The 26,140-nt window shown below is 42.1% G+C and carries 18 protein-coding genes; 2 read left to right on the top strand and 16 right to left on the bottom strand.

Going from position 1 to position 26,140, the window contains the following annotated elements; genetic code table 11:
- The first annotated feature begins 72 nt into the window (after positions 1-72).
- A complete protein-coding gene (locus G601_RS0105315) occupies positions 73-792 on the top strand; it encodes a LytR/AlgR family response regulator transcription factor (RefSeq protein ID WP_026491720.1) in 720 nt (239 codons plus the stop codon).
- Here G601_RS0105315 and G601_RS24715 read toward each other — a convergent pair.
- The 10 genes from G601_RS24715 to G601_RS0105265 form a co-directional block, all read right to left on the bottom strand.
- Positions 789-3,275, bottom strand: coding sequence for an HD domain-containing phosphohydrolase (locus G601_RS24715; RefSeq protein WP_051205615.1), 2,487 nt, complete (start codon positions 3,273-3,275; stop codon positions 789-791). The genes G601_RS0105315 and G601_RS24715 overlap by 4 nt on opposite strands.
- A 47-nt stretch (positions 3,276-3,322) precedes the next feature.
- Positions 3,323-3,691: a response regulator gene (locus G601_RS24710; protein WP_051205613.1), complete on the bottom strand. Its 369-nt coding sequence runs from the start codon at positions 3,689-3,691 to the stop codon at positions 3,323-3,325.
- A 10-nt stretch (positions 3,692-3,701) separates the two neighbouring features.
- Positions 3,702-5,516: an ATP-binding response regulator gene (locus G601_RS0105300; protein ID WP_026664722.1), complete on the bottom strand. Its 1,815-nt coding sequence runs from the start codon at positions 5,514-5,516 to the stop codon at positions 3,702-3,704.
- A gap of 27 nt (positions 5,517-5,543) precedes the next feature.
- Positions 5,544-7,064 (bottom strand): ATP-binding protein, encoded by a 1,521-nt coding sequence (locus G601_RS22015; RefSeq protein WP_051200870.1) that lies wholly within the window; start codon positions 7,062-7,064, stop codon positions 5,544-5,546.
- Between the two features lie 33 nt (positions 7,065-7,097).
- Positions 7,098-8,660: a carboxypeptidase M32 gene (locus G601_RS0105290; RefSeq protein ID WP_026664721.1), complete on the bottom strand. Its 1,563-nt coding sequence runs from the start codon at positions 8,658-8,660 to the stop codon at positions 7,098-7,100.
- Between the two features lie 68 nt (positions 8,661-8,728).
- The gene (locus G601_RS0105285; RefSeq protein ID WP_026491717.1) at positions 8,729-9,097 is read right to left on the bottom strand and encodes an ACT domain-containing protein; all 369 of its coding nucleotides are present in this window, start codon (positions 9,095-9,097) and stop codon (positions 8,729-8,731) included.
- 202 nt (positions 9,098-9,299) lie between these two features.
- Positions 9,300-10,397 (bottom strand): glycosyltransferase family 4 protein, encoded by a 1,098-nt coding sequence (locus tag G601_RS0105280; protein WP_026664720.1) that lies wholly within the window; start codon positions 10,395-10,397, stop codon positions 9,300-9,302.
- A 7-nt stretch (positions 10,398-10,404) separates the two neighbouring features.
- Complete coding sequence (locus tag G601_RS0105275; RefSeq protein ID WP_026664719.1) at positions 10,405-12,753, bottom strand: glycoside hydrolase family 31 protein; 2,349 nt, start codon at positions 12,751-12,753, stop codon at positions 10,405-10,407.
- Complete coding sequence (locus G601_RS22010; RefSeq protein WP_207638024.1) at positions 12,750-15,110, bottom strand: glycoside hydrolase family 95 protein; 2,361 nt, start codon at positions 15,108-15,110, stop codon at positions 12,750-12,752. The genes G601_RS0105275 and G601_RS22010 overlap by 4 nt, the downstream gene beginning before the upstream one ends.
- A 9-nt stretch (positions 15,111-15,119) precedes the next feature.
- Positions 15,120-17,684: a glycoside hydrolase family 2 TIM barrel-domain containing protein gene (locus G601_RS0105265; protein WP_026664718.1), complete on the bottom strand. Its 2,565-nt coding sequence runs from the start codon at positions 17,682-17,684 to the stop codon at positions 15,120-15,122.
- Between the two features lie 272 nt (positions 17,685-17,956).
- Here G601_RS0105265 and G601_RS24705 point away from each other — a divergent pair, with 272 nt between their 5' ends.
- The gene (locus tag G601_RS24705; RefSeq protein ID WP_051205609.1) at positions 17,957-20,065 is read left to right on the top strand and encodes an ABC transporter ATP-binding protein; all 2,109 of its coding nucleotides are present in this window, start codon (positions 17,957-17,959) and stop codon (positions 20,063-20,065) included.
- Positions 20,066-20,077: 12 nt separating this feature from the next.
- Here G601_RS24705 and G601_RS0105255 read toward each other — a convergent pair whose 3' ends face one another.
- The 6 genes from G601_RS0105255 to G601_RS26405 are packed head-to-tail and all read right to left on the bottom strand — an operon-like array spanning position 20,078 to position 25,859.
- Positions 20,078-20,575 (bottom strand): hypothetical protein, encoded by a 498-nt coding sequence (locus G601_RS0105255; RefSeq protein ID WP_026664717.1) that lies wholly within the window; start codon positions 20,573-20,575, stop codon positions 20,078-20,080.
- Between the two features lie 20 nt (positions 20,576-20,595).
- On the bottom strand, positions 20,596-21,816 hold the full coding sequence (locus G601_RS0105250) for a hypothetical protein (protein ID WP_026664716.1): 1,221 nt from the start codon (positions 21,814-21,816) through the stop codon (positions 20,596-20,598).
- Positions 21,813-22,736 carry a hypothetical protein gene (locus tag G601_RS0105245; RefSeq protein ID WP_026664715.1) on the bottom strand — a complete coding sequence of 308 codons (924 nt, stop codon included), beginning with the start codon at positions 22,734-22,736 and terminating at the stop codon, positions 21,813-21,815. The genes G601_RS0105250 and G601_RS0105245 overlap by 4 nt, the downstream gene beginning before the upstream one ends.
- Before the next feature lie 11 nt (positions 22,737-22,747).
- Positions 22,748-24,295 (bottom strand): ABC transporter substrate-binding protein, encoded by a 1,548-nt coding sequence (locus G601_RS0105240; RefSeq protein WP_026664714.1) that lies wholly within the window; start codon positions 24,293-24,295, stop codon positions 22,748-22,750.
- 56 nt (positions 24,296-24,351) lie between these two features.
- Positions 24,352-25,236 carry a carbohydrate ABC transporter permease gene (locus tag G601_RS0105235; RefSeq protein ID WP_035790367.1) on the bottom strand — a complete coding sequence of 295 codons (885 nt, stop codon included), beginning with the start codon at positions 25,234-25,236 and terminating at the stop codon, positions 24,352-24,354.
- Positions 25,233-25,859, bottom strand: a complete 627-nt coding sequence (locus tag G601_RS26405; protein WP_255346161.1) for an ABC transporter permease subunit — start codon at positions 25,857-25,859, stop codon at positions 25,233-25,235. The genes G601_RS0105235 and G601_RS26405 overlap by 4 nt, the downstream gene beginning before the upstream one ends.
- Positions 25,860-26,140 lie beyond the last annotated feature (281 nt).

The following is a 26,140-nucleotide window of genomic DNA, read 5'->3' as shown; positions in this document are numbered from 1 at the left end:
ATTCTATATTTTTATGATATTATATATTTAACTTAATTAAATGAAGCTTTGTTTTTCGTGAGGGGTGAAGCAATGGCTAGTTCAGACACAATTAAAGTCGCTATATGTGACGACGAGATGACTCAAAGACGTCAGCTTCAGTTTATCATTGACAAGAGTCGTCCCGGAACAGAAATCAATCTTTTTTCATCCGGCGAGGAATTCCTTAGTTCTTTCCGCCCCGGTATCTATGATCTCATATTTATGGATATTCTCATGCCCGGTATGGGCGGTATAGATGCGACCTCCAAGATACGAAGCATCGACGCATCTGTTCCTATTGTTTTTGCGACCTCCAGTCAGGATCACGCCATGGAGGGGTACAAAAACAGAGTTATCCGATATCTGATGAAGCCCTTTGATCCAGTTGAAGTAGGCGAAGTCTTACAGCTCGCAGCTCAGATGAAGGGCGCACAGGGTGGAGTTTCCGTCAGAATAGGCGGCAAGGACATGACCTTTTCTTATGAAAAGATATGCTATGTCGAGCAGAGTGCTCACACTTTGTATATTCACATGGCTAACGGAGCCACACTTCAGCTAACAGGAAAACTGGATGACATCGAAGCCCAGACCCCTGATGACTCTTTTATGAGATGCCACCAGAGTTATCTGGTAAATCTGGCCCATGTAAAATGCATGGACAAGGATCTTCAGATCTTCCAGATGAAGGACGGTGATACTGTCCACATCAGAAGAGAGAGCGTCAGAGAAGCAAACAGAATGCTTGCCGAATACGCCATGAAGGATTTTTAAGCTTCGTCAATCATTGCAATAAGAATATCTACAAGAGCCGGGTCGAACTGCTTTGAGCGGTTTTTCTCCAGCTCTTGTTTTATGCTCAAGGGTGGCATAACAGACGCATAAGGTCTCTCAGAAGTCATGGCATCATAAGCGTCCGCAATACCTATGATCCTGGCCTCAATCGGAATTTCTTCCCCAGCAAGTCCGTCAGGATATCCTGTTCCGTCATAGCGCTCATGGTGCCATCTGGCACCGGTAGCAAGCCCTGGCATCTCGGATATGTTTCTCAGAATCTCATAACCGATTATGGGATGCTGCCTTACAATCTCAGCCTCGTCATCTGTTAGGCTGTCAGGCTTTCTAAGAATTTTCTCAGGAATAACAAGCTTACCTATATCATGTACAAGTCCCATATAATAAATGCTTTGCTGCTCATTTTCACTTTTCCCAAGTCTTCTTGCTATCTCAGAAGAATATCTGGCTACTCGCATGGATCTTCCGGGGTTATTTACATCCCTGGAATCAACAATATTGGCAAGCGCAAGGAGAATCTGTGCAGAAAGCCCTGCTGCAGCCAGCTCTCCCTGATATTCATGCGATGCGCCGTCCTGAGCAGCTCCGCCATCACTATATCTTTTTACTCCCTTCAGAAGTTCTTCGCTTAGCTTATTAAAATGCTCGTTGAGGGCAGGATGTCCCTCCCTTACTACCTCAAGCTTACCTTCCTTTATGGCATTCTCAAGAAGAAGCGCTTCCTCTGAAAGCTTATCCGCGCCTATCGTCTTAGCTGTGCTCTTCAAAGAATGAACAGAAATAAGATATGCATCAAAATCCTCATTAGCCAGAAATTTCGTAAGTTCAGCGCCTTTTCCGCTCTCTGCAAACATCTCAATCTGAGAGATGTAAAACTCTTCATCTCCCATACAGAAGCCCATACCATTTTCCACATTAAGCTCCGGAAAAATATCTGCTATATTCACATTTGCAGACTCCACGCTGACCGGTATATTATACGCAGAAGCTTCTTTTTCTTCCTCTGCGTTCCTGCTCTTTTCCATGTAAAAAAGATGTTCCAGAGAAGCTCTCTGCTCTATAAGATTAGAGGGCATCAGATCAATAAGAAGACTGTACAGCTTATCTGCAACTACAGGCTTTGTCAGATATGCATCAAAACCGAGCTCCTTAAATCTCTCTTCATCTCCTCTAAGTCCACCTGCCGTGAGCATGATAACAGGAGCATCCTTACTAAGACGCTCAACGCGCATGATGCTAAGAGTCTCAACGCCGTCCATTATGGGCATCATGTGATCCATAACCACAAGGTCGTAGGTCTTTTTCCTAAGCTTCATCAGAGCCTTCTGTCCATCCACGGCCGTATCGATCTGGGCCTCTGTTTTATTCAGAATCTTCAGAAGAAGATCCACATTCATTGAATTATCATCCACCACAAGTACCTGCGCCTTAGGCATTATCGGAACGATGGTTTCATCGATATCCGTATTAAGAAGTGCGGAATAGTCAAACATCTGACTGACATCCACATCCTCTCCCGGATTCTGCGCAATAAGATTGAGAAGATTATTGAAAAATGCCAGCAGAGTTTCTCCTGCTCCTTTTATCTTCGAAGCATACTCAGCTACTCTGGCTTCCTTTGTGTTTTCCAGAATAAGGTTATCAAATCCCAAAATCGAATTGATGGGAGTTCTTATCTCATGGGACATCTGAGACAGAAATTCACTTTTTGCTTCGTTTGCCTTCTCTGCCTTTTTTCTTGCTTCGTAGGCCTTTTTCTCCGCAATCTCAAGCTTACCGATCGTCTTCTCAAGTCTGTGATAATCTGGAGTCTCCAGTGTGAATAACAAAATAAGAAGTGCTACAGATGCAGCAAAGAATATAAGTACAACATTCTTAAGCCACAGCATCTGAAGCATGTAGATAGCTATTACCATGATAGTCGCCACAGCAATGCTAAATAGCTGCAGCAGTGTATAGTTCTTCCTGTTTACCACCACAAAGCCGGTAGCCAGAAGAATATAATAGCAGGGAAGAAGAAGCGAGCACGCAAGGAACATCATGCCTGTAACATAGGTTCCATCCTCCATGCAGACAAAAACATTTCCAGTATAAGCATTCTGCACCATCATAAAACACTGGATAATAATGACAGCCAGATTGATCTTGTACAAAAGTGTATCCTTTATATCAACCTTTGCGCATGCTACGATATACTCAGCGTAGGAATTAGCAGCTACTGTTGCGGACAGGATATTCACTGAATGCATAACGTAATGTCCCGCAACAGGAACCATTGTTGAATACATCTCTGCAGCTGCAGTCATCGTATCTATAGCCGTGGCAGCCATAAGACAATAGGCAAATTTTCTAAAGGCCTTCGTGGTCTGGGAAGAATCTGTATATGTTATTGTAAGAAACATACATATCAGTAAGTCATACAAAACCGCAGACAAACCGAATGAAAGATTATGAAGAAACATTCTTTTCCCCCTCGTGTTTCGCTACCATCCTGTCTGGCAAGATGCTGCTATGCATACAATGAAATAGCAGCCTTTAGCATATTGAACCCGACAGGCTTTTCAATAAAATTGGCAAATCCGTTTTTCAGAAGATATCCATCCTCAAAGTCTGATTCTCGCCCCATAATTACAGCGTGAGGCTTGGTATCTTCATCCGGATTCCGCTCCAGGATTTCGTTCCACAGACTATCTCCCGTTCCTTCAGGCATATATGCATCAACAAGGACAAGGTCATAGCTTTTCTCTGAAAGCCTGTCCTTAGCCTCTGAAAAATTCGCCGCGACATCGCAGCTTACATCCTCTATTTTCCTTGCAAGCTCTGAGATAAATAGTCTCTCAGTTTCGGAATCATCAATAACTAATATCTGTTTACTCAATTCGATTCACCTACAGTCTCTCACTTACGGCACTGGCCAGCTCGTTTCTCTCTGATACAAAAGCTCCTATTCTCTCGCGGAGAAGCTCAAACTCCTTTTTCCTGCAAAGTGCTTCAAGCTTCTCAGTCATTTTCACAAGATTCTCTGCTCCAATGAGCTGTGCCTTATCATGCTCGGATCTTATCAGGGCAAGACTCTCATCATAGTTCCCCTGTCTTATGGCAGCTGAAAGCTCCGAACTCTTATCCTCCTTCGAATAAACTTCCAGGAGCTTTTTATAAAGCTTTATATCATGCAGCAAGTATTCTCTTGGCTTTGCGACTCTGACCATGGGCAGCTTCTCCTGAAAATTCTCCCATACTGAAAGGTCCATCTCTCCACTTAGTATCTCGCCTTTTCCTGATAAAAACTGCTTCAGGATATCCAGCACCATATCCTCTGTAAATGGCTTTGCAAGATACGCTGCAAAGCCCTTGCTTAAATACTCCTCATCCTGCCCGGCAATAGCGTTGGCAGTCAGCATAATTACAGGAGTATTATCACAAAGATGCTCTTCCCTTAAGTGCTTAAGCGCTTCCACGCCGTCCATGACAGGCATCAGATGATCCATGAAAATGAGGTCATATCTGAACTTTCTGACCTGGATGACCGCCTGCTGCCCGTTTGCTGCTGTATCGACGGTAAATCCCATAGGTGTCAGCATTCTCACCATAATATCCAGATTCATGGCAGTATCATCCACCACAAGAATCCTCATCTCTGAAGCACCGCTGATTTCTGTCCTGTTAGATGTAGCGTCACCATCAATGAATTCATTTTCATCGATTCGCTCAATAAGCTCCGCCATAGAAGGCAGGCGTCTTGGACCGTTTTCATCAGTCTCCTCTGAAATATAATTAAGAACGTTCTCAAAGAAAGTCAGAAGGCGCTTTGCGGAAATTTTCACACGCCTTGTATATTCCTTCGTAGCCTCCTCCTCTGTATCTGCCAGAATCAGATTGGAATAACCCATTATGGCATTTACAGGAGTTCTGATATCATTGGACATCTGCGCAAGAAATCTTGACTTAGCATGGCTTGCCTCTGTCGCCCTTATACTTGATGCCTCAAGCTCTCTTTTGGACACAGACAGCTCCTCCAAGGTCCTTCGGAGCTTAGCATAGTCCGGTGTTTCCAGTGTAAGGAACATAACAAGCAACGCAAGTGATGCCACAAAGAATGTTACAAGAAGATTCTGATAGAAAAACATCTGAACGCCATAGAGAAGTACCACGAAAGCAAATGTTGCAGCCAGGGCATATTTCATTTTTCTGGCATAGCTTTCGCTGTGACTTAGGATAAAAACTCCGCCGCACATGATGTAGTACAGTGGATAGGCATAGACAACCAGCATGTACAAGGGTCCTATCACAAGATTTCCCTCAGGAAGATATGAAAAGACAGTTCCGAAAAAGATATTTTGTAAAATGATAAGGAAATATATTCCCAGAAGAACCCTGTTGATAAACGCTCCCGTTGTCCTGCTATACTGCTCTCCGACGTAGGAAATAACATAGCGCACAAACTGATAAGCACCAAGGGTAGCGGACACATAATTAAGCGTATTCAGGGCATATCTCGGAATCAGCGGAACCGCACTTCCAAGGCTGATAGATACCGCGTTTACCACATCAAGAACTGTTCCAAAAAGCACAAGCAAAGAAAGGAGCTTGAACTCCCTGTTTACTCTGGTGTCATCCTTATAGCGCATAAGGAAGAACACACACAATATGAAGTCCAGCGGTATCACCGCCAGTTCCAGAAAAATGTTGAATTTAAGAATCAATTTTCTCTTACCTCTATAATCAACAGATTATTTAGGCTCCCTCTGCGCCAGAATCTTATATGCTTCCTGAAGCTTCTCATCAGTTGCAAGAACAGGGATTGCTGCCTTATTTTTACTGTTTATACTGCTCTTTTTTCTTTTTATCTTCTCATCAGGAATATACCTGATAAGGATAGATTCCAGTTCCTTAAATACAATCGGTTTTAACAGATAATCTGTAAATCCCTGCTTTTTATATTCGCTTCTAACCTCCTGGCGGGCACCGGCTGTCAGTGCAACACAAGGTGTTTCCTTATTTATTCCCTTAGTGCTGCGAAGAAGGGAGGTCATCTGCTGACCATTCATTCCTGGCATCATAAGGTCTATAAAAATCATGTCATACTTATTTGCTTTTGCACACTCAAGACCTGTCTGTGCGGAAAGAGCGGAATCAACCTGAATTCCCGTTCCATTAAGAAGGCCTTCCATAACTGCAAGGTTAAGCTCTGCATCATCAACTATAAGAACCCTTGCATCTGTAGCTGTAAAGCCAATCTTGAAGTGTGACTTATCCATTACACTTCTGGCATAGCTCCGCTCAAAATCTCCGATGGGTTCATAGCCCACCACCTTTTGCTTAATTGCAAAATGGAAATTACTTCCCTCTCCGTAGATACTTTCAACCTTAAGCTCCGACCCCATAAGGGATAAAATCTGCCTTACGATCGATATTCCAAGTCCGCTTCCTTCAATGGACTTTATCTTCTCTTCCTCAATTCTCTCAAAGGGTCTGTAAAGTCTCTGAAGATCCTCTTTTTTAATACCGATACCTGTATCTCTGACAGCAACCTTAAGAAGTATCTCCTGCTCATCAGCTCCCTCCTTGGGCTGAATACTTTCATAATCAACTGAGAAATCTATCTCTCCGTCCTCTGTATACTTCACAGCATTTGTGAGTATATTCGCAATACACTGCTTCAATCTGTCCGCATCACCATAAAGCCTGCGGGGGATGTTTTCATTCACATATCCCTTAAGGTCAAGCCCCTTCGCCAGCGCCCTGGGGCGGATGAGGCTCATCATATCCTCTACCACCACACCAAGGTCATACTCTGTCGGGAAAAGTTCCATCTTACCGGCTTCGATTCTTGAGTAATCCAGCGAATCATTTATCAGAGAAAGCAGCGTATTACCTGCAGATCTGATATTGTAGGCATACTGTCTGAGGGCAGGGTCATTGTACTCCCTGAGAATAAGCTCGTCGTATCCAAGGATGGCGTTAATGGGTGTCCTTATCTCATGAGACATATTTGCAAAATATGCCATTCTTCTTCTGGCGTCCTCTTCATCATTTTCCTTCTGCTTTCTGAGAACCTCGTAGGCACTGTCCCTCTGACTGGACATATACACATAGCCTGCAAGCACCAGGAAAAGCGCAAAAAGAAGCGTAAAGAATAAAACCCACAAAATCTCCCATCTGTAGGCTATTGCCACACCTCCCAGAAAGAGACTTACGAGCATGAATATAAGGTACAGTATGAACTTTACACGATGTGCAATAATCTTCATAAAAGTTAAAGCCTTATCCCTATCTGTTATCTATTAAAGTTCATATAGTCCTGAGTACTTCTCCTCAAGATAGTCAAGGAAGTCATCCGCTGTGAAGTCTCTTCCTGTGATATCCTTTATCCACTCTGCAGGTGAAAGTCTGTCTGCCTTCTTAAATACGTTTTCCTTCATCCAGTTGTTGATGGTAGCAAAGTCTCCGCTTTCAACTGCCTTGTCGATATCGATCTCATTTTTCATGCGGTTATAGTACATGGCATTGTACATATTTCCCATTGAGTATGTAGGGAAGTATCCAAAGCCTGATGCCCAGTGAACATCCTGGAGCACGCCCTCTCTGTCTGTCTTGGGAGATACTCCGAGATATTCCTCATATTTCTCTCTCCATCTGCGCGGGATATCCGCGATATCGATGTCTCCGCTTATTATCTCCTTCTCAATCTCATATCTGATTATGATGTGGAAGGTGTATGTAAATTCATCTGACTCCGTTCTTATAAGTGAAGGCTCAACTACGTTTATTGCCTCGTAGAATTCCTCCTCTGATACTCCCTCCATTGCCTCGGGGAATATCTCACAGGTCTTGGGATAGATCAGCTTGATAAAGCTCTTTGATCTTCCAAGTCTGTTCTCATACATTCTTGAAACTGACTCATGCATGCCAAGAGTTTTGCCACCCTCTATGAAGTGGTCATAATTCTCCTCAGGCTGAAGCATCTCAAATAAAGCGTGTCCGCCCTCATGAATGATAGAGTACATGCTGGCTGCAAAGTCTGTCGGATAATAATGAGTTGTTATACGGATATCATTCTTACCCATCCAGTCTGTGAAGGGATGCTCAGATGTGGAATATGCACCTCTTGTAAGGTCGTAGCCGATCACACTGATAAGATAATCCGTCATCCTTCTCTGCTGCTCTTCGGTAACCTCTTTGTGCATGAAATCTGTGCGGATTTTCTTCTTGCTACTCATGATCTTTTTAAGAAGCGGAACAAGTCTCTCCTTGCAGTGCTCAAAGCACTCGTCCAGCTCTTCTATGGTGATTCCCCGCTCGTAGTCACCTATGAGCTGTCCCATCACATAATATTTGTTATCCGGATCAAGACTAGGTGCATTCTTCTTTCCGTTTAGATCTTCCATATCCTTGGGGTCACGAAGCTTTATCATCTCGATGTTTGCGTCTCTTACCTTTTTAAGAGAATCTGCAAACATTGAAAAATCTGAAGCTTTTCTTGCTGCTGACCAGTCTACAAATGCCTTGTTCATTATCCTTGAAAACTCAAGCTGCTTCTCTGTGGTAATGTTCCTGGTCTTTGCATAATCCCTGTAGAGCTGCTCTGCACACACTCTGTCAAACTCCTCAAGCTCATCTCTGTGCTCGTAGAGGTAGAACATTGCTTCTTCAAATTTTGGCTGCTTCTGGAGCTTGAATACCTGATTCTGCAAAAATGCTGTGATCTCTCCCTGCTCCTCCATTCCTTTTTCAGGGCAGATTGTCTCCTGGTCATATGTCAAAAGACGGCTTGCATGAGCATACATCTCTGCCTCCTTAAGCACCGCCTGTACGAAGTCTAAGTTCTTTTTTGTTTCTGAGTTCATGATCAATAGTTCCCTTCTGTGTTTATATTTTTTATTTGGTCTTACCGTTAGTAGTTCTCCTTTACCACTTATTCCGTGATCCTGTAGCCCTTCTCATCAAGAACAGCCTCTGCCTTCTCGAAGTCCTCATTTTTCACAAGGATATAGTCAGTGTTATAGGTAGATATCGCAAAAATTCCAATATTGTTCTTAGCCAGCGCTGTTGATATCTTGGAAAGAATTCCAATAAGTGAAAAATCAAGCTTACCCTCAATCCTAAAGGCTTTAAATCCATCACTTCTATCCGTGGTATTTGAAGGAACATCCACAGTCTCACAGACAAGGGATATTTCCTCATCCGTCTTACTTACAAAAATAAATTCTTTACTCATATCTACATGATCAAGATTTTTAACCTTACATACAGTGAAATCCTTATTTATTTTCTTAAGTTCCATGTGAATTCTCCTTTTTAGAACATGTATGAATTAAGATAAATGCTTTGTCGCATATTTGTTATTATTTTACCACAATTTATGTGTAAAAATCTGTGTGACGGGGGATTTTCAACGGAAGCTATGAAATTAAAAACAAGCCTGTCACACAAGAAAATAATCTTTGCAACAGACCTGTTTTATATCAGCTCTAAATCCATATTGATTACAAGCATACCGAATGGTATATCTCTTCCAGCTTATTAAGATGTGTCTCAAAACTATAGCCTTCATCTGCAAGCCTTAGGCTTTGCCTGCTGGCCTCTTCCCAGGATGCCTTGTCTGAAAAATACGAAATAATTCCGTCAGCCATTCCATCGACATCCTGAGGGCGATAGAGTCTCCCGTTCACATCCTTTGACACAACCTGAGGAATTCCTCCCACCTCGCACGACACAATAGGAAGCGCATAGCCCATTGCTTCAAGAATTGACATAGGCATTGCTTCCATGTGGGATGGAAGAAGGAATATCGAGCTTTCCTTTAAAAGCTTCAGCTTCTCATCACCTCGAATCCATCCCGGCATAAGAACTGTATCCTCAAGATGCAGCCTTTTTATCTCATTTTCCGTGGGGCCTGTCTCACCGGTGCCGCCAAGAACAAATTTTACCTCAGGAAATTTTCTCTTTACTATATCCGCAATCACAGGAATATCAACGACACCCTTCAATTCATCGAAACGTCCCAGATACAGAATCTGTTTTTTTGCAAAACGTTCTTCCAAGGATTTTTCAGAGATCATCTCCGGAACGATCACGCTGTAATTAGGAACGACTTCTATCTTTTCAGCAGGTACAATTGCTGATATCTTCTTTTTCCACTCCTCGGATAGCACAATCAGCTTTGAACACTCTCCATAGCTCTTTTCGACCATGCGCTTTTTCCAATCAGGGGCATTGGTGTAGAGCTCATCAAGTGCAGAACCGTGTATGTGGTTTACAATCGGTATTCCGGCATTATATGCCATCTGAATTATGGGATATTTTCTGAAAAAACTGGGTCCAAAGGATGAATGCACATGCACTAAATCGGGCCTGTTTGCCCTAAGTACATGACGAAATTCACGATATGCCTTAAGTGCTTTAAACAGCTTAGTCAGCTTTCCACCGTCGCAATATGACTCAACATATGTAATATCAAAATCCTTCTCCAGGCGGCTATTGTAGTAGCCACCGGTGACAGCAGCAATCCCCCCTTTAACGTTAGGATCCTGCACTATCATACATACTTTAAGTTTTTTCTTTGAAGTGGTTTGTGCACTCATTAACGAATCATTCCTCATCTATAACAGTATATTTTATCTCGGGTTTAAAGCTCTTATCACCCTCAGATGAATAAGAAAACTTCTTCTCAAAGTCTTCCCATACAAGGGTTATCACGCAGTACTCTCCCTGCTCGTAGCCATATCCGTCACCTGCATCCTCATACAGTTTAAATATAGCATCTCTTCCAGGATAAACCAAAACCTCTATGTCCTTATTTTTCATAAAGTCTGTACATTCAAGTGGCTCTTTTACAGGAATGAGCGAGCCTTCCATCACAAAGACCGGTATCCTGTCAAGTTTACATTCATATACTATTTCCTGTCCACCTTTATAATACTGATTTGTGTAAAAATCATACCAGCCGCAGCCCTCCGGCAGATAAACTCTCCGCTCATCGCAGTCACTAACCAGCGGACATACCATAAGACAATCTCCCAACATGAACTGATCCGAAATGGATATCGCCTTTTTATCCTCATGAAAATCAAACATAAGTGGTCGCATGATCGGCTTATCCTCGAAATGCGCTGCTGCCGCAATTGAATATATATACGGAATGAGTCTGTATCTGGTTCTTATTGTATTGCAGATGGCTTCATAATACTCATCTCCACTGTCTCCAAATGCCCAGGGTTCTCTTTCCACATCAGTCCCATGTGCTCTGAAAACCGGCAGAAATGCTGCATACTCAAACCATCTTACATACAGCTTTTTATATTCATTATCTATTCCGTTAGGATAATCACCATCCCAGTACCACTGAACACCGTTTTTTACGAAAAATGCACCAATATCAAGTGTCCAATAAGGCACACCGCTTGCAGCCACTTGAAGCCCTGCCCTTACCTGCTCAGCCAGAGTATCCCAGCTTGCAGAAATATCCCCGGACCATAGAACGGTTCCGTATTTCTGGCTTCCTGCCCAGCCGCTTCTTGTAAGATTCACAACGCGCTTAGCATTCGTACATTTTCTCTGCCCGTCCCATATTGTCCGGGCATGATATTTACTGAAAGCATTAGCCTTTTCAAGGGGCATTATGTTTGCAGCATTTTCCTTGAATTCAAAGTATTTATCACTATCTGCGGGTTCAATGCTGTGTTCCCACTCCGGAGTTATTGGCTCACTTGAATCGCACCACCAGGAATCAACGCCTTCGGAATAGAGTGCTCTTTCAACCTGTGACCAGTATAAATCTCTTGCCTCCTGTGAAAAGGCGTTATATATACTCATTCCCGGAAGAAGGAGGCCTCTCTCCTTAAACTCTCTGTTATTTTCTGTACCCTCACTCATGTTCGGCCAGATAGACAGCATGAAGTGAATCCCTTTTTCATGAAGCTCTTTTATCATCGCCTTTGGATCAGGGAATCTCTTGGCATCAAAGCTCTTCTGTCCCCATTTTCCATCCTCCCAGCTCATCCAGTCCAGAACAAGACAATCCACACCGATATTTCTTTTTCGAAATTCATCAGCAGTCTCCAAAATCTCAGCCTGACTTTTGTAACGCTCCTTGGACTGGATATAGCCATAAGCCCACAAAGGAAGCATTGAAGCCTTCCCTGTCAGTCTCCTGTAGTTTTTCACAACATCAAAAAGATCCTTGCCGAAAAGGAAATAATAATCGAGATAGAAATCTGCCTCAGTCTGGACAAAGGCCTTCCCAGCATTTTCAGAAAACATGATAAGCGACTCTGTACTAAACAGCAGTCCATAGTTTTTACTTGAAACCATCATGGGCATGGCAATTTTCCTGTTCCCCTGATGGACGTAGTAGGTACTGTTTCTTAAGTTCCACTCACCATATTCACCCTGACCAAAGCCCGTCAGAACTTCCTCATCATCGAATTCAAAAAAGGTTCTGGTCTTATACGCTGTGCCATATTCCTCGCGGTCAGCGGCCTTAACCTTTTTCTTTACTCCGTCTGCGGTTACGATTTCCTCAATCTGTGCATTATCTGCATTTACTATTCTGTAAAGTGTGATTTCTTCAAGCTCTCTCGGATTCTTACCTCTTTCAGACAAGAGGAGCTCACCTGATGCATTATAAAAAGCTACGGTTCCTGTAGCCTTGTCTATGCGCACTTCTCCCTCAGAAGTTTTTATTCTGGGGCACTCGCTACTCTTAGCATAGCTTCCTGTATCTTCTACCAGCGTATACTCAATACTTCCCGAGTAATCTTTAAAATCCTCTCCCTGCTTTTCACAAAACTCTCCGTCACAGGAAAATGACACCCTCACTATTCCGCCCTTCTGCGGAATCACCCGGAGAGTCCCTGTTTCCGACTCCATGAAAACAGCCCCATTTTTCTCATATACCTTTGAAATACTTCTGTCCTTTGCAGGAATTACATCCATCATAATTTAAGCACCTGCTCTTCCCCATTAACCAGAAGCGTTAATTCTGTCAGACCTTTACCGGCATTACTTGTATTTGAAAACCTTTCATCCTTTGATCCTGCATCATTAGTCATATGATCATTTCCTGATTTTCTGCGTGTTATCTCCCAGTTTGTCACCTTCATATCCTTCCACTCCATAGAAAGCTCAAATCCGCCTCGAAGGCACACTCCACTGATGCTTCCCTCCGAAAACTCTTTGGGAAGTGCCGGAAGAAGCTTTACATAACCGTCTCTGCATTGCACCAGCATCTCAAGGATAGCTGCTGAAGCCCCAAGATTGCCGTCAATCTGAAAAACTGCCCCAGCTCCGTATGGATGATTATCCATCAGATTGTCAAAGGTTCCCTGGCAAAGCAGGGCTTCAAGATTTTCGTATACCTTTTCGCCTTCAAGGAAATGTGCCCAGAGTCCGATAATCCACGCCCTCGACCAGCCAGTGTGACCTCCCCCGTTTGCAAGTCTTCTCTCCAAAGTCACTCTAGCTGCATCCATAAGTTCAGGCGTTTTTTCATAGCTTATTGAGCTTCCTGGATACACTCCATAAAGATGGGAAATATGCCTGTGTCCCGGTTCAAGCTCGTCGTAATCCTCCAGCCACTCCTGAATCTGCCCGTATTTACCGATTTTAATTTCAGGAAGTCTCTCAAGGATTTTCCGAACTTTTCCTACTGCCTTATCATTCACTCCAAGAACTTCGCACGCATCTATGTAGCCATTCAGAAGCTCCATAAGAATCTCTATGTCCATGGTTGCGCCTTCGCAAAGGCATCCCCTTGTTCCATCCTCCATGATATAAACATTTTCAGGAGAGACAGAGGGTGATGTAACAAGCTCACCCAGCTCATTTTCTATCAGGAAATCCTCAAAGAAATCCACACATTCGGACATGATTTCAAAATAATTCCTCAAAAAGTCCCTATCCCCGGTATAGAGATAGTGCTCCCATATGTGTGTCGCCATCCATGCTTCACCCATGACCCAGAAGGTTGCAGGAATGTAGTGGTCCTGCGGTGCAGTATCCGCGTAAATATCGGAGTTATGATGAGCCACAGAACCTCTGCAGCCATACATTTCTTTGGCAGTCTTTTTGCCATTATCGCATACTCTTTTCAAAAAATAGAAAAAGGGCATATGGCATTCAGAGAGATTCCCGCTCTCCGCAATCCAGTAATTCATCTCCGCATTTATGTTTATTGTAAATTTGCTGTCCCAGGGCGGAGTCATACTGTTATTCCATATTCCCTGCAGGTTTGCGGGAAGACACTTTCCACGACTCGATGAAAAAAGAAGATATCTTCCGTATTGGAAATAAAGTGCAAAAAGATCCGGGTCCTTTTCCCCGTTTTTTAAAGCCTGAAGTCGCTTGTCGGTAGGCAAACACTGCCTATCCACAATATCATCACCAAGCCTTAGCGATAGAGTACCAAATCCTCGCCTGAATTCACTCACATGATCTGCAAATATGTCGCTCCAGCTCTTCTTTGCAGCATAGTCAACATTATTGATTACTGAACCCGCCTTATCTTCAGAATTTAACGAGTCATTTTTCAAATAAGCCCTGGCATTTCCGCATGTATAATCGTAATCGCCACAATAAAACTCCGTCCGGATATCTATCAGAAGAAGTACCTCCGAGGCATCTTTTACCACAAGGTGCTCCCCGATAGTGAACACTTCTCCATCCGTCACCCTTGCCTTTACTCTTACAGCAAAAGGGATTCCGGTTCCTGACTCCACCCTAAAACCGATTTCATCAGTCTCTGCCCACACTTCATCCAGCCTGTTGTGACATCTGTCCAGTCTGGCCGTAAAGTTCAGCTTTCCCACTTCTGCCTTAAGGTGATAAGCCATAATCTGATCAGGAAAGGAAGCAATAAACTCCCTGGTATATTTTATTCCGTCTGCCTCATATGAAACTAAGGCGCAGCCCGTTTCAAGATTCAGTTCTCTTTTGTAATTTTTATAATCTGTAACTCCATCAAATTCGAGAATAAACTCCCCCGCTGTCTCGTAGGACCTCTCAGAATTGGGCGTCCCCGAAAGAGCCATCAGAGAAAGCTTTTCCGCCTCAGGTATTCTTCCCTGTCTGATAAGCTTTCGTATTTCATCAAGATAATTTCTGGCATCCTTATTTATTCTGTCCGTTGGTTTTCCGCTCCAGATACTATCTTCATTTAAATAAATTACTTCCCTTGAAACGCCGCCCATCACCATGGCTCCGAGCCTTCCGTTTCCCACAGGAAGCGCCTCCTCCCATTTAGAGGCCGGCTGCTCATACCATAAACTTAAGTTTTTCTCCATATTAACTTTCCTCATACCCATTTTTCATACCAAATCAAAATCCTCTTGAACTGCCTCTAATCCCTCTGCAAAGATTTTAAGCTGAGCCTTTCCCTGCTCGTAGCCGGCTCTAAGGATAGCTGTTGCCCTGCCGCGGAAGGTTACTGTCTCGCCATCGGTGTAGTTATCCTCCGTTATGGGATTTCCTGAGCCAAAACCTGCAAGGCATGCGCACCCTGATGCATCTTTTCCCTGCCCATCAGTTGAATCAAGCTTCACTTCAGCCTTTAGTGTTATTTCCGCATCAGGAATTACATTTCCTTCACTATCAACAATTTCAATTCCCACATAGGCCACATCGTGTCCGTTAGCCTTCATCTGCTTCTTTTCCGGTATGAGGCGTACTTTTGCAGGAGTTCCTGTTGTTCGCAGAATATCTCTGCTTACTTCCTTTCCGTCAACATAGCTTATTGCCTCCACCTTTCCGGAAGCATAAACTGTATCGAAATATGCGGAGTTTGGCATGGGTCGCTTAGTGCTGACAGGCTTTCTTCCAATAGATTCACCGTTAACAAAAACTTCCACTTCATCGGCATTTGAGAATACTACAAGCCTTATGGGCTTACCCTCGTGCCCTTTATAATTCCAGCTTTCTGTAACTGCCGTAAATCCCCACATTGTCATCATCTCAATTTTTCCAAAGGTATCCGGATGCATTGAAAACAGGTGTATTTTATCACTCCCCCACACAATGCTCCTGTAGGCCCCCTGCGGAAGCATATGTCCGGTGATATCGAAGTCCGCATCATTGGCAAGTCTCCATGGATAGGGAGAAGCCGTAGGAGGCATGAGATACCAACCACCTGTTTTTATTCTCGGATCATTCTCATCAATATAATCAGCCTTACCTATTCCTGCTTCTCCAATATAATCCCAGGCAGTCCAGGTGAACTCACCAATAACATATGGTAGCTTTTCCACAAGCGGCCACCTGAAACCAATTTCCTTTGGAAAGTTCTCAGATCCTAAGATTACTCTCTCTGGGAACATCTCATGGTCGCGTTCATATAATTCTTCCATGTAGTTATAGCCCACTACATCAAGTCCGTTAGTAAAGGGTTCAGTTATTGTCTCCCAGCTTGTATCAATAAGACCTTCTGATGAATTCTGCTTCTGGCTCTGATTTTTCATAAGCTCATCATCAAGACCGCTCCAAAGAGAACAGATTCCATTACTTACAGGTCTTGTACCATCAAGACTTCTTATTGTATTTGCAAGTTCTGTAGCAAGGGTATACCCGTTATCAATTCCTCCTCGCTCAGGAATCTCATTACCCGTTGACCATAAAATAACAGAAGGATGGTTTCTATCCCTTTTTACAAAGGCAGTTAAATCCTTCTTCCAGTCATTTTCAAAGAACTGGCTGTAGTCACCACCGCGCTTTGCCATACCCCAGGCATCAAAGGCTTCGTCGAAGACGTACATCCCAAGCCTGTCGCAGGCCTCTATGAGCGCTGCGGACGGCGGATTATGAGCAGTTCTGATTGCGTTAAAGCCCACTTCCTTTAGCTTCTTTATTTTTCGTGCTTCGGTTTCATATAAGGAAACACTGCCAAGAAGACCGTTGTCGTGGTGAAGACATCCGCCCTTTAACTTAACTGTTTGCCCATTGATTCTAAGCCCCCTTACAGAATCAGTTGTTATCGTTCTTATTCCAAAAAGTGTTTCTGCCTCATCAATATCATCTGTTTTTTCAGGAATGAAGTGCGTGCGGTATACTCCCAGGCTTTTAACCTGAGCCTTTACCTTATATAGGTTTGGATTTTCAGCATCCCATAACGCAGGATTTTTAATATTCAATGTTATTTTTGCCGTCTCTGATTTTCCGGAATTGATTTGAATTACACGCTTTGCTCTGCTAACAACTTCTGCCGCCTCTTCATCTATAATTTCAGATGTTATGCATTTTCCCTTTGAAGCTTCGTCTGTCTTTTTACTTGAAACTTCTCTGGACACAGTTATCTCTACTTCAACCAGTCTGTTTTGAAGTGTCTCATTTTTCACAGTAACCTCAGCCTCTGCAAAAGCATAGCCCTCTGCTACTTCCTTTGTATAAACAAATACTCCGTCATTAACTATGTGTACTCTCGGACCATGACATAGCTCTACGCCCCGATAAAGTCCGGAGCCTGTGTACCAACGGGAATTTACATGCATACTGGTATTACAGTTAATCGTTACGCGATTTTCCTCTCCAAAGGTTACATAATCCGTAAGGTCTACATAAAAAGGTGCATATCCGTAGTGCTGGCTTCCCACCTTACAGCCGTTTACATCGAAAGTGACATTCATCATTGCCCCGTCGAATTTTAGCCCCACGCACTCATTTTCCCATTCCTTTGGAATCATTATATATTTGGTATAGTTTGTAAGGCCTCCAACGAAATACCCGCTGTCAGATTTTGCAGGCGCATCAGGTGATACATCCGTTCCAATCATTCCATCATGTGGAAGATTAACCAATGTCCCGGGATCCTCTTTAAGTGCTCCAAGAGAATCTACAAAACCTCTTCTAAATATCCAATTTTCATCAATGCATATATTTTTCATACACCAAATCTCCCAATTTCGAATAATGCTATATTGTTTCTAACTTTAATTATTTATAAATCTACGCACAAATATATATTCAATTCTTTACTTCTTATATTCATTTCTTGCTCAAATAAACAATGCCCGGGTGGGCATTGTTTAAGCGCGGATTTTCACAGCTTTTACAAGTTAATTTATGAAAAAATAATCATTTTTTTATAGTGAATTTTCTATCATATTTTAGAATATACTCAACAAATGTTTTAATGGTCATTCTTTGAGGTAGTGTCATGAAAGTGCATGGTAAATTGACAAGGACAGACATAGAAAAAGCCGTTTCCTACGCTGAAGATTTTGCTAAGAAATGGGGAGCAGCTCAAACTGATTGTCTTAAAGTGCGCCTGATGACAGAAGAAGTGCTCCTTATATATCAGGATTCTTTTGATGAAGACTCAAAGTTTGTTTTTCGCATGTGCAAAAACCCTGAGAAACTCTGCTACACGATAACAATAGACGGAACCTCACTGGATCCTACAACTGAAAAAAATCCTTTTACCGAGATTCTTGGTCTTTTCAAAAAGGACAATAATAATTTTACGTGGCAATACGAGCAAAACCGCAATCAGATTTCTTTTACGATTCCAATTCACACTACTTCCATTAAAAACCTGAAGTTTGCGTGGAAATATGTTAAACGTCATAAAAAGCACTTTATCATCGCAGTCAGTGCACAGTTAATCAATGTATTAATGAATATTGCCTTACCAATGGCAAGTGCAAAGGTAATTGTTTCATACACAGACAAGATTCTTGATCAGATAATCCTCACTGCACTAATGCTTTTTGCTGTGAGCGTTATTGCAGATATCAGTATATATTTTTGTTACATATACTATAACCGGGTTTATAATGGGATACTATCCGATATCGAGGTAGACCTTGTAGATAGCGCCATGCGAATCAAAACTTCCTGCATAGAACACAGGGGCGGAGGCCTTTTCATACAGCGTCTTACTACAGATACCACCAATCTGGCCACCAGCTTTAATGTAATGGCAGATGAGATTTCTCAGATGTTCCACTACATAGGCATACTTATTGCTTTTTTGATTATAAGTCCTCCTATTTTCGTATATGTTTTTACAATGATCACCACCAAAACCATCATTGAACTTAAACGAACCAAAAGAATGTATACCGATGATAATACCTTCAGGCAAGCTAATGAACGTGTTTCCGGTATGATTTCCGAAATGGTCAATGGTTCTACCGATATAAAAACTCTAAACAGCGAACAATCTTTTCATAATGAAATATCAAAGCAAATAAGATTTGCCAACCAGCGCCACATAAATATGATGCAAACCAGCTGGCGCTTTAAGTTTGCCAGATGGGGCTTTGGAGATATCGCTATCCTTGCGTTTATCTGTATAGTTGCCACGTGCATTTTGAAATATGACATGGCACCTGCAACTGCTGTTATACTATTCAATTTCTACACTGAGCTTAACGGCAGTGCAGCGCTTCTTCTTGGAGAGTTTTTAGAATTCAAAAAAGGCTTCGAACTTTCAGCTGATAGAATATGTGCACTAATTTATAGTCCTGAATTTCCCAAGGAAGAATTCGGAGACCAGAAACTGCATGATGTAAAAGGAGAAATCCGTTTTGATCATGTAAACTTCCATTATGATTCTTTTGATCCCAGGCTAAAGCCAAGGCAAATACTGAAAGATATGAACTTTGTCATTCCTGCGGGCAGTACTGCTGCCTTTGTAGGAAAAAGTGGCTGTGGAAAAAGCACAATTTTCAGGCTTATAACAAAGCTTAATGTAGTTAAATCCGGTACAATTTACCTGGACGGAGAAGATATCACAACCCTTGATAAAGAATCACTCCGCGGAAACATTACCGTTGTCAGCCAAAATCCGTATCTATTCCACTTATCTATCCGGGATAATTTATCACTCGTAAAACCTGATATGTCCGAGGAAGAAATGCGCAGAGTATGCCAAATGGCGTGCATAGCTGATGATATTGAGGCTATGCCACTTAAGTATGATTCAATTATCGGTGAAGGTGGTGTAAACTTATCAGGCGGTCAAAAGCAGCGCCTGGCAATAGCGCGATGCCTTCTGAAAGATTTTGGAATTATTCTGCTCGACGAAGCGACCTCTGCTTTGGATAACGAAACTCAGTTAAAAATCCAGAAGGCAATAAATAATTTCAGTAGCAATCGCACCATCATCATGATTGCACACAGATTATCCACTGTCATTAATTCTGACATAATATTCTTTGTTGAAGATGGTAAAATCCTCGATCAGGGCACTCATTCTCAGCTCCTTGAGAAATGCGAATCCTACAGAAAATTATACCAGGCAGAAGCTACTGTTGTATAACTAAGCCCCGATTCATTTATGCTGCTTTTCCCACTCAAAGTATCCACCTGCTTCAAACTGCTCCATGATAGTCTGCGCATCAGGCCCTGCACAGTATATAGCATTATTATCCATCAAAAAAGTCCTGACATCCTCGATATCAGGTTCTTTTTCGCTGAAATTATCATCCCATGCTCTCTTTGCATGATAACCACTAAAGTCACCGAATCTATACGGCCTCATCCCTTCCAGCCACAGTTCAGTATCAAATACAACCATCAGGGTGACACCCTTTTCCTTAAGCATATCCTGTATTTCCCTGCTGTAGGCCTCTCTTATGGTTCCAGCGCAAAAGCCATTGTATATGTTTATATAATATTTATAATCAGAGGTCACATTAAAATAATCGGCATAATGTGCACTGACGTCTGTTTTCCCTACAAAAACAGAAATTCCTTTTTCCTCAAGAGCTTTAGCCAAGCTCAGTTTTAATTTGTCACTGCCTCCGTCGGCATTGATCCAAACCTTCATTTCAAACTCTTCTCCCCTACTTATTTATTATATTTTGCCGGCTCTTTTACCACACAGAGCTCTCCTTCATAGACAGACTGGCTGTCCGTTCTGAAAGAACCAAAGGCTCTGATAATATCAAAATGGCCATTTATTCGTAGCCAGCTTCCCTCTTCAATTTCGAAGTTCTTTTCCTCCTGCTCATCTGATTTTACAAGAAGCAAACTCTTAACAGTTCCGGGATAAGTATTGAAAAGAAGTGTGTCATTATCTTCTTCCAGGGCAAAGATCATCCTTCCATATCTGAATAGGCAAAATCCATCATTTTTATATTTTATTACCTCATTCAGGTCGCCCTGTATATCCATAGCAGTGCGAGGTTCAGTACATTCAAGCCCCATGACTGCACCTTTTAAACATAGTGAAGCGCCTTTTGCAACGCTACCAACCCAATCAGATTTTTCCCCATAGGCACCGGCATAAGCCATTGGAAAGAGGCGATCTGCAAAGGGTGCAAAGTCGTTGTAATCCTGCCCATAATGAAAAAGTGCAAATCCCTTTTGATCCGGGAGTAACCCCTCTGGCATCATTGCTATCGAGAGCTCCTTTTCAGGAAGTCTCTCTCTTATAGCTTCAGACAAGGATCTCACAAAACCTTTTATTACGCTTCTCCTTCCATTTACAAAGGATATAAGCTGCTCGTCATTTTGATAATAGCGTGACACTATCGGTAACAGATTATATCCTGCCTTATTAGAATCATAATGTTCAAGGAGCTCCCGTTTAAATGTCTGAACATTTAATCCGTGTTCTTCATAAATCTGTTCCTCTAATTTGCTCCATCCATTTGCAACAATTCCATACCGCAGGAAATCTAGCTGGATTCCATCCATGTCAAATATATCGTTTGCAGTAAAAATCGCGTTTTCAAGATACTCAAGATAATAGGGATCAACATGTGATATCCTGTATTTACTTTTGTCACCAGGCAAGGTAGTATCCGCTCTATCCGGGTATTTTCTGCAATAGTACTTGTCATGGCTGCACATAAAATTACCATGAGTTCTTATACCAAGCACCTTCATTTCATCGAAAAGAAACTGCGTCTGCAAAAATAAGTCCTCAGTAATTCTTATGTCATCCTCCATACCCTTGATGAGTATATATGCATCTGTTATTCCGGCCATCTTCAACACGCTAAAATCAGTATGCTTCCGCGATCGCAGGCGATAGTCCTCATGATTAAACCATATTCCTATCATTTAGCATTCTCCAACGTATTCAAAAAAATCGCAGTCATTTTTGCTGCACCTATATCATTTAAATGATCCGCATCCACAAAATCCGTTACAGAATCTATCTGAGATATATCAGAAAAATCAAAACATTTCGGACGATATTCCACCGGTATGCCATCAATCTGTCTTTGATAATGGACTCTGTATTCCGGATTAATAAGCTCCCTGTAGTCCTTGTTTAGCGGAAAAACCATCATAAAAAAATGCACTCCTTTATCATGGCACAGGTTCGCTATATTTCGCAGTATCTTAGTATTTTCGTCATAGGTGTTCCTATGCTCCCAAAGCCTGTTATGGAAATCTGCTCTTATTTTTGTCTCTTCAAGCCGCTTCTCCTCAGAAAGCTCCCCCCATACAACATCCGAAAGGCTCTGCCTGTCACGCTCCCTGCAAAAATAGTCATCCTTTCTCTCATCATACATTTTAAAGAACTCTTCCTTTTCAAACTCCTCATCAAAAGCGTGAACATTATTATCCAGGAGCTTTTTACGAATATCCTCACATGAGACCATGTCAGCATTATGATGATCATGAAAATACCTGTCATATACCTTCACAATTCGCGAAAGCTCATCTCTATTCTTCATCCTGGATAAGTCTATAAAGGGTGAAACATAACTTGTTCCCAAAATCACTGTCTTTAGTGAGGGGATAACATCCAACGCACGCTCTATAATTTTTCCTGAGTAGTAATAATCCTGTGACAAAAATGACAGATTGATAAGTCCGTCAATATCCCTGTCATTTATTGCAAACCTTGGCAGAGAATGACCCACAAGAAGAGAAGATACCCTCTCCGATGCGCCTCTTTCCATCGTATATTTAAGCCAGTAGTAATCATAATTAGAAAAAAACTCTCTATAGGCGTAATCCTTGTTTTTCATATCAGACAAAATCACTCCATGCTCTTAAGATATTCATCCAGCTGCTTTTGCGCTTCATCCTGTACAGTCAATAGCCCTGCATCCTCCATAAGCCCCTTTAGTTCTTCCATCTTAGCGTCAGGATCAATCGTTCCTGTTACAAGATCATAGTAACAGCTATTCCAAAGAGCATCCATCGCAGCTATCTCTGCTTCAGTGTTTTCGGCATTAAAACTAAATCCTCTGGTATCACTTTGCTTAGCGTTTTTATAGCCTTCATAGACCTTAGTCCACTGATCAGGATCTGCCATTAACTCCTTGCTTGCTGAAACCACAGAAGCACTTATTGATGGACCTGTGACAAAATTATCCATTAAATACCCTTCAGATCCTTCGCTTGTCCTGATTACAGTTCCTTCATAGTAATTGAAATGTTCTCCTTCTATTCCGTACGCCAAAATATCTCTAAACGTAACATCTGTGTATAGGAGCTCCATATATCTCAGACATGCTTTTACATTTTCTTCCGGAGCAGCAGCATTTATAGCAAACAGCGCCCCCTGCTCAGTTGCACGTGATATGTTTGGTCCGATAAAACGTGAGAGCTTTACATTAAAACCTACTGCTTCAGGATCCGACCATCCCATGTATCCGGTCCAGGCGGTTCCTGTTCTGACCGGAGCTAAGATCGAGTAAGGAAACTCGGTTGTAGTGGCAGCATCAGGATTTATATATCCCTTTTCATACCATCTGTGAAGGCATCTTAGCATGTTCATATAGTCCTCGTCCTCCCAGATAGGGATTATCCTGGTGCCTTCAGGAGTACCGGCCTTACTGTAAGGAATTACAAGATAGGATGAGACAATTGTCTCATGCTCACTATCCATACCACTAAGTCCGTGTCTTCCCATATAAAGTGGGTATCCATCAGGATTATCCTTTTTCCACATTTCAAGAAGAGGTTCCAGATCCTCGAAGGTCATATCTTCAGGAATAGTCATTCCCTTTTCACCCTCATAATAATCGCTGTTAAGTCTGAAAAAGACCTCTGCCCCCAGATCCTTAAGCATGGGAACTCCATAAATTCTGTCGTTAAGCGTTCCTATTTCCCACCATGGATCAACTGCCTTATAAAGCTCCGGGGCAGTCTCCTGAACCATATCCGTAATGTCATAGAAATAACCAAGCCTTGCATTATCATCAAAATCATTGCACCAGTCACAGGCAAAGGTCATGTCATAGTACTCACCGGCTGTCATATCAAGCGGAAACTGCTCTTCATTTTTAAATTGCATCTCAACAGTCACACCTATCTTTTCAGCACTGATCTCATTGGCTTTCTGAAGTACCTTATCAAGATCTTTCGGGACGCCTTCATCATAAACCCACCACACAAGATGAATGGGTTCCCCCAAGTCCTCTGCCGGATTTTCCTCAGCCGCCTGCTCTATTGTCTCTTCTGTTTTCGCATCCTGCTCCGGTGCCTTGTCAGCTTGTGTTGTAGTACTCTGCTCCGTTTTTCCACATGCAGCAAGTACAATGAAAGCTCCTGCAAGAATTAGTGCCAGTCTTTTTTTCATTTTAAAGTCCTCCTGTTCATTAGCGTCATGCAAAAATATGTTTAGTTTATGAAAAGTTACCCCTTTAAACCGCCTGCCATTATCCCCTTTTCAAGATATTTATTCAGAAGCGGATAAGCGATCAATATAGGAATCGTTATTACCACAACTACCGCCATACGAAAGGATTCAGTAGGGAGCTGTCTGACTACGGCGCCTGATATCCTGTCATTAAGTGAAACAAATTCAATATTCTTTTGTATGGAATAAAGAACGTATTGCAGCGGATATAACTCACTGTGGCTCTGACTTATATACAGCATCGCATAATACCAGCTGTTCCAATACGCAAATGCCTCAAATATACCTACTGTCACCAGAATGGGCTTTGACAGCGGTAATACTATCTGTAAAAAAAGACTGAGGGTTGTCGCACCGTCAGTACGTGCTGCGTCCAGTAGTTCCTCAGGTATCTGATGTTTAAAGTACGTTTTCATTACCAGAATGTACCAGCTCGAACATGCTCCGGGAAGTATAAGTGCAAGCACTGTATTTTTCATACTCAAAAACTGTGTATTTACAACATACGAAGCCACCAGGCCGCCACTGAAAAACATAGGAATTATAATTAACAACATATAAAGCTTTTGCAGTCTGCATTCACTTCGGCTTATTGCAAATGCCATAGTACTTATAAGCCAGAGGGATAATGCAGTTCCCACGACCATTATGAAAAGACTAAGCAGAAACGCTCTTCCTATAACATCTATACTTGCCATCAGATATGTATATGCTTCAAGCGAGAGCTCCTCCGGAATAAAGCTATATCCCCTTTTTACAATAGATTGCTCAGATGAAAAAGAAATGATGAATACGAAAACAATCGGTAATATGGTTACAATAGCTATTATTATTGCCAGAAGGCTGATGATCACATTGTTTCGCGGTCGTATTATTTTCATAATATTCCTTCTTCCGGACTGATTTTCTTTGCAACATAATTAGCAATGATCAGCAGGAAACATCCTACTGTATTTTGGAGCAGGCTGGCTGCAGCACTATATCCATAGTTCGCATTTTCCATCAAGGCCTTATAGGTATATACGTCAATAGTCTGTGTGGATGACAAAATAGAACCTGAATTTTTTGTAGCCTGAAAAAATAACCCAAAATCAGTGTTAAGGATATTACCCAGATTCAAAATAAGAAGAATCAGTATTATTGGCCTTAACATAGGAAGTGTTATATGATTTATCATCTGAAATACGTCTGCCCCATCAACAATGGCACTATCGTATAGCTCCTGGTCAATAGCTGTGATATATGCCATATACATCACAAGCGCATATCCATAAGCCTTCCAGGTATGTGTAATTATAAGGATCGCAGGCCATACATCCGGATTCTGATACCATCTGACCGGATTGTTTCCCATATTTATCAGGAAATTATTGAAAAATCCTCTGTCTGTTGAAAGGAAAGCATAGAGAAAATAGCTTACCACTACCCAGGAAAGGAAGTGTGGAAGCATAGCTGCAGTCTGAACTGCCATTAAAAGCCTTTGGGAATATAAATATGACAGCATTATAGCCAGCGCTACAGGCAATATAGTGTCAATGACAAGAAAAATCAGATTATACGCAAGCGTATTACGTACCGTCAAAAGCATTTGCGGATTTAAAAACAAATATTTGAAATTATCTAATCCCACCCAGGGACTTCTCTGAAAGAGCGAATAAATAAACCCTTTGCCCGGAATCGGTTTATATCGCTTAAAAGCAATTACGATTCCGAACATAGGCAAATAACAGAATATTACATACCAAATCAGTGTGGGTAAAGACAGCAGAATAACCCCAAGATTTC

This window comes from Butyrivibrio sp. FC2001 (assembly GCF_000424125.1).
Taxonomy (GTDB): Bacteria; Bacillota; Clostridia; order Lachnospirales; family Lachnospiraceae; genus Butyrivibrio.
The sequence above is the reverse complement of the archived record's forward strand: the minus strand, read 5'-3'. Positions and strand labels throughout refer to the sequence as shown.